We start from the raw sequence: 4,189 nt of genomic DNA, 5'->3' as shown, positions 1-4,189 counted from the left end.
AAAAACACAGGGATATCGTTGGTGCAATGAATATTCGCTATGCACCTGTGGTTGACGGTCACAGTTAACCAGCCTAAGATGCTATATGCACTGTCTTAGGAGGGGCAATGAGATGCCCTCACCTTGAGGCTTGAACAAAACAGAAATGGACTGCGTTCGTACAAGCACTCAAGAATCCCACCCGTCAAACCGAAAGGTTCGGGCTTGCGGCTTTAGCCGTGGGAGTCTCAACAGAATTTACTATGCTTTATTTGTCAGTATGTTCAGGTTGCATCGTATCGACTTTTTTACCCAACAGAAAGACTACAGCAATAACGGCCAGAAAACCGATCGGCAGGACGATAAAGACATTCATTCCGAATGCAGTTGGCAGATAGCCGAATAAAACGGAAACGACCGCTATGGCAATTGCATAAGGCAGCTGTGTCTTGACGTGGTCGAGCAGATTCGACCCTGCTCCCATTGACGATAGAATGGTCGTATCTGAAATCGGTGAAGAGTGGTCCCCAAAGATTGCACCGGTCAGAACGGCTCCAGCCGACATAACGATGAAGTCGGCATTTCCAGGATCCATAGCAGTTGCCAGAGGAATAGCCAGCGGCATCAGGATACCCATTGTACCGTATGACGTCCCTGTCGCAAATGAAATAACAGCTCCTAGAAGGAAGATGACTGTCGGCAGCAGGAATGCCGGAAGTGTATCACTTAACAGCGACACAAGGTAGTCTGCCGTTCCAAGTTCACCCATTACGCCTGAAAGAGACCAGGCCAGCAATAATATGACACCAGTGATCATAAGGGTCTTCATTCCGGATACCCAGATATCGATTCCTTTGCCAAAACTGAAATGACCTTTAATGACACCCATTACAAGGGCAATAATGCTGGCGATCAGTGCAGCCTGGAACAGGACGACAGATGCATCAGATGCACCAAATGTTTCTCTTAATGTAACAAATGAGAAAGGAGCATTCTGAACAGTCTGAATAAGTGCAGTGTTGTCTGAAGCTAGAATAGCCTGACGCCCGTCTGTGTAGAAACCGATAAAACTGAATAAAATCAATGCACCGATTGGAATAAGCGCACTCCAGATCGATGGAGTACCCTTGGCTACAACTTCCAGTTCTTCTTCCTCACTCTCAAGCGTTGCTCCTTGAGCGATCAGTTGATGTGTATCTCGTGCACGTTCCTGAGCTTTTTTCATTGGACCGAACTCACGTAGAGTCATTGAGGTCAGAACAACGAAAAAGAGCATCAGAATATTGTAGAAGCGGTATGGAATCGTCTGAAGGAAGACGCCATAGGCATTCACTTCCTGTCCGATCGACAGATAGGCATCATTGATTAGTCCGACTTCATAGCCGATCCAGGTAGAAATCAGAGCAATCCCGGCAATTGGTGCGGCTGTAGCATCGATCAAGAAAGCCAGACGTTCGCGGGAAATCTTCATTTTATCTGAAACTGGACGCATGATCGGTCCGACTATAAGCGCATTGGCGTAATCATCAAAGAAGATCAGGAGACCCAGAGTCCATGTGATCAGCTGAGTGCTTTTCGGTCCTTTAGCCTTTTTAGCCAGAGCTTCGGCGATCGCTCGAGCGCCACCAGAACTGGTGATTAGAGCAATCAGCCCCCCGATAACCAGAACCTGTAGAATGATTCCCGCATTCCAGGGATCAGCCAGTGAGTTCAGGATGTAATCAATGATATCCGTAAATCCGAAAATGATGCCGGTCAGGATATTTGCTCCTCCTGCATACTGAGCAATGATCGTTCCGGAAAAAATACCCAGAAACAGTGACAGGACCACATTTTTTGTAAGGAAAGCCAAAGCGATCGCAACCAGAGGCGGAATCAGTGTGACTGCTCCAAGTCTTGAAGCCATGCTCCCTCCTGTTTCAGCTGCAGATACGGTGCTGGGGATAAAGCTAAAGCTGACTAGACCGATTAATATAAACCATTGTAATTTTCTTTTCATGATATGTCTCCATTTCTATTATTTATAAATAGAAAAAAGCACCCAGGAACACGCCCCTGAATGCTTGAAAAACATTGACTAGGATAGTGCTCCACGTTACCGTGACAGTCATACGCCTGTTAAACGTATGCCCAGGAGAACAGGTCAGCCACCTGATATCCTTCGGCAAAGAACCCTTTCGTGACTGGTCAATGGGTGTCCCCTCTCAGTCCGTACTCTTTTTCTTTGCGCCTCTATCTTTTCTATTTATACAACGCTTATTAGTCTACACGTTTCCAGCATGTTTTTCAACCGGACTTTTATTAATTCTGATGAGTAATGACTCAGAAAACGTTTTTTCATTGGTAAGACAGACCGGCAGCGGTCTGTCCACATTATTGAACACAAGATTAATCTTGCTTGACTTTCATTCTGGAGAACAGTCAGGTTGTTCTTAGACTGATTTCTGATCATTTGTCATCCATTCCTTCAGCTTGTCGACCAGATCGTCACTGCTGCTGACCACCTGCCCCCTCTGCTTGACCAGACCAACTGTGTAGAGATTGATATATGAGAATGGGGACTCGGCTATTTCATCCAGTGCCTCAATTTTCTCTTTATTGTTTCCTGCTCCTTGTCGAATATCGGTGTAGATGCCTATGATCGGTTTGTCCAGTGCATAGAAGTAGCCGATTTCTGACGCGACTCCGGCATCGACTGTGACGCCGTCGAGTACAGCAACTAAGATGTCGGCTTTTTTCAAGTAGGCATTGTCTCCATCGGCGATCTGGATGCTGCTGGCATAGTTGCTCTTGTCATTGATCGCCGCGTTCTCCTGAGGCAGATAGACGTCAATATTTTCCTCAAATGCTTCTCTGATTTTATTGACGACGTATGTATTGTAGTGCTGCTCCATTTCAGTGAACAGCGGCGAGGCGAAATATAGGTGTTTGGTCATTTGACTAGTCCTTTCCTTTTTCGGCTGAATTTGTTTTAAGAAATGTGTTAAGACCTTGTACTGTGAAACAGGTCGGGGCCTCCAGCCTTTTTATAATTCCGTTTCACTCTAGTTTAACACATTTTTCCGACGTGAACTGCCTTATTCCTCTGTTTGAATCGAGTTCAGCGAGGAGATGAGCGGCTGAACTAAACTGTACCGGGATCGAGTCGAGTTCAGATAGGGATGACTCATGTAAACTTTATTTTCATAGTCTATGAGTGGAGTTCAATCGATAAACCTATTCTGAACTAGAGCGTGTTTTCAGATTCTCAACATATAGAAAAGACCCGTCTTCATTAATGAAAAAACGGGTCTCTAGTCTATTTATCCTGCTAATACGACTTGCTCATTGCTCCATCGACAAGGATGGTCTGTCCTGAGACATAGGTGTTGACGCCAGAAACCAGGAAGGCTGCCATCTTGGCAAATTCTTCGGGTTTACCGTATCGGCCGGCTGGAATCTGGTTTTCGATCGACTGGTGAACGTCTTCTAGTGATCTCCCTTCGCGTTCTGCACGCTTGCTGTCCAGTTCGGTGAGACGATCTGTTTCAATGCGCCCCGCTCCAATGGTGTTGACCATGATGCCATCTCTGGCCAGCTCCTGAGATAAGCTTTTAGACAAGCCCTGGACCCCCATTCTGAATACGTTAGACAGAAGCAGTCCGTCTATCGGCTGTTTCACTGAAGAAGAAGTATTATTCAGAATATGTCCTCTGGTTTCTCTCAGATCCGGCAGAACTTCTCGAATCGTTCTGATGTAACTGTTCAAAGTCAGGTTAAAAGCCTTGTTCCATTCCGCATCATCCAGATCATCGAATGAACCTGCTGATGGGCCACCGGTGTTGTTGACCAGGATATTGATTTTCCCGAATGTCTTTCGTGTCACTTCGACCAGATCCTTAATTGATGTGAGATCAGTCAGATCAGATACCATAAAATCAACCTGACCTGTGGCTACCCGGTCGATTTCTTTTTTGGCTTCAATCAATTTATCCTTACTTCGACTCGTCAGCATGACATTGGCCCCTTCTTTGGCCAATTCCATTGCGACAGCTTTTCCAAGTCCCGTGCTTGACGCCAGGACTAATGCATTTTTCCCATTCAACTTTAAATCCATAAATATCCTCCCTGCAGAAAACAGTTACTGTCAAATTTTTTTGTTCTTAAAGGTCTATAACCGTTGTTCTATCAAGGAAAAGACAAAAAACACTTGCCCCTCCCTCATTTATCG

At 45.5% G+C, this 4,189-nt stretch carries 3 protein-coding genes and 1 riboswitch; all 3 genes read right to left on the bottom strand.

Annotation, left to right across the window (positions count from 1 at the left end):
- Positions 1-247: 247 nt before the first annotated feature.
- Positions 248-1,978 carry a Na+/H+ antiporter NhaC family protein gene (locus tag BLR76_RS11290; RefSeq protein WP_091268991.1) on the bottom strand — a complete coding sequence of 577 codons (1,731 nt, stop codon included), beginning with the start codon at positions 1,976-1,978 and terminating at the stop codon, positions 248-250.
- A gap of 76 nt (positions 1,979-2,054) precedes the next feature.
- Positions 2,055-2,222, bottom strand: a riboswitch (Lysine riboswitch).
- 189 nt (positions 2,223-2,411) lie between these two features.
- Entirely contained in the window at positions 2,412-2,915 is a 504-nt protein-coding gene (locus BLR76_RS11285; RefSeq protein WP_091268989.1) for a nucleoside 2-deoxyribosyltransferase, read from the bottom strand.
- A 374-nt stretch (positions 2,916-3,289) separates the two neighbouring features.
- Positions 3,290-4,075 (bottom strand): SDR family oxidoreductase, encoded by a 786-nt coding sequence (locus BLR76_RS11280; RefSeq protein ID WP_091268987.1) that lies wholly within the window; start codon positions 4,073-4,075, stop codon positions 3,290-3,292.
- Positions 4,076-4,189: the final 114 nt, after the last annotated feature.

Origin of the sequence: Alkalibacterium thalassium, assembly GCF_900101165.1 — a bacterium.
Classification (GTDB): domain Bacteria; phylum Bacillota; class Bacilli; order Lactobacillales; family Carnobacteriaceae_A; genus Alkalibacterium; species Alkalibacterium indicireducens.
The sequence above is the reverse complement of the archived record's forward strand: the minus strand, read 5'-3'. Positions and strand labels throughout refer to the sequence as shown.

What these genes read in the sequence shown, in the direction of transcription:
- BLR76_RS11290 (WP_091268991.1), bottom strand. Translation starts at nt 1,978, where the DNA reads ATGAAAAGAAAATTACAATGGTTTATATTAATCGGTCTAGTCAGCTTT.
- BLR76_RS11285 (WP_091268989.1), bottom strand. Translation starts at nt 2,915, where the DNA reads ATGACCAAACACCTATATTTCGCCTCGCCGCTGTTCACTGAAATGGAG.
- BLR76_RS11280 (WP_091268987.1), bottom strand. Translation starts at nt 4,075, where the DNA reads ATGGATTTAAAGTTGAATGGGAAAAATGCATTAGTCCTGGCGTCAAGC.